The sequence below is a fragment of the Acetobacter sp. DsW_063 genome (assembly GCF_002153745.1).
Lineage (GTDB): Bacteria > Pseudomonadota > Alphaproteobacteria > Acetobacterales > Acetobacteraceae > Acetobacter.
Window position 1 is genome coordinate 1 of the sequence record NZ_JOPL01000010.1, and the last position, 1,544, is coordinate 1,544.

At 55.7% G+C, this 1,544-nt stretch carries 1 protein-coding gene; it reads right to left on the reverse strand.

Annotation, left to right across the window (positions count from 1 at the left end):
* The coding region (locus HK28_RS02485; RefSeq protein ID WP_233140302.1) for an IS5 family transposase at positions 1-979 on the reverse strand (979 nt) is incomplete at its 3' end.
* Positions 980-1,544: the final 565 nt, after the last annotated feature.

Below are 1,544 nucleotides of genomic sequence, written 5' to 3' on the forward strand. Positions count from 1 at the left end.
GGACGAACAGTCCCGTCTGCGATTTCTGATCGGCAAAGACATGCTCGACACGGGACCGGATGACGGACTTCCCGGCATTGGACCGCTGGATATGCCGTGGCATAGGCTTGAGGTGCGGCTTTTCCCTGTGAACCTTCGAGATAAAGCCATGCTTTTCCATGAAGTCCTCATTGGCTTTTGAGCGATACGCCGTATCCGCCCAGACGCTTGCGGCGGTATTGGTTTTATCCAGTAGGCCCTCTCTCAATCGCGCACCATCACTGGCTGCGGCGTCTGTCGTTTTCCATTTGCGGATCAGCCGAAACTTCCGGTCGATGGAAATATGAGATTTGTAGCCGAAGAACGGGATGGCGAGATCGGTGGACGGGAGCGTTCCGTCATCGTGCCGTCTGGCCTTCGTGAACTTCAGTGTCCATCGCGCATGGCGGTCCTTGTGGGACAGTTTTGCCGGCCTGTCCTGCCAGCCTTCAGGAATGCGTCCTGCACGGAGATCAGACTTCTCCCCGTTGGTATTGCGCTGTTTGGGAGCCGCCACGAGTGTGGCGTCCAGGATCTGGCCGGACATCGGCAGATAGCCGGCGTTCCGCAGTGTCGCGTCAAACCGGTCAAACAGTCTTTCAATCGCGCAAGCCTGGGTCAGACGCTCGCGAAACAGCCAGACCGTTCTGGCGTCGGGCGCCCGGTCCGATAACGCCAGGCCGAGGAAGCGCATGAAGGACAGCCGGTCGTTGATCAGGTATTCCGTCCGCTCGTCACAGAGATTGTTCAGCGTTTGGATCACCAGGATCTTGAACATCAGCACCGGATCAAACGGGGGACGGCCACCTTTGCTCCCCTCTGAATAAGCCAGAGCCTTGTCCAGATTAGGGCGGAACGCCTCAAAATCCACGGCCCGGGAAAACGCTTCGAGCTGATCACCAAGCCCGCTCAGCCGAGCAAGACCCTCCTCAACATCAAAGAAACCGGACTGCTTCATCAGCCATTCCCCCAGTCACCACAGAAAGAATGGAATCACAGCCAGCAGTTCAGAGCCAGGGGTTCTTCGAACCCTCCAGCTGACAGGAGGAACTCTCATGCAGGGCAGTCTACTGCCCCGCAGTTAATGTGACAGCACCGGCGGAGGAGTTGGGGGGTTAATTCAAGGCGCTTGGCGCTGGGTTAGCAGCTTGATGTCTGGGCACGGCGACCAAGCAGTTAGCGTGCCGGACAAGGCAATTCCTGAGGCGATCAGAAGTTGCTATAGGGCTGGTGGAACGTCAAGTTTTACTATGAGAAGCGCCGACCTTTCGGTTGGAGTGGCTTCGGCGAACGGTCAAAGCTACACCTTTACCTGCATCAGACACACAAGAGGTAAATAAAGCAAATCATCACGATTAGAGAATATTTATTCTCGTTCTCAAATGTTTTATATTATTCATCGATATTTTCGCTCTGAGGCCTGCCTTGCTCGCCCTACTGCGAGCGGGGTAGGCGCTGCTGTTACGTTAAGTCCGCTGTGTTAGGGCCTGTTAGGTCTTGAGATGATCTGCCGTTGCTGCAATGCA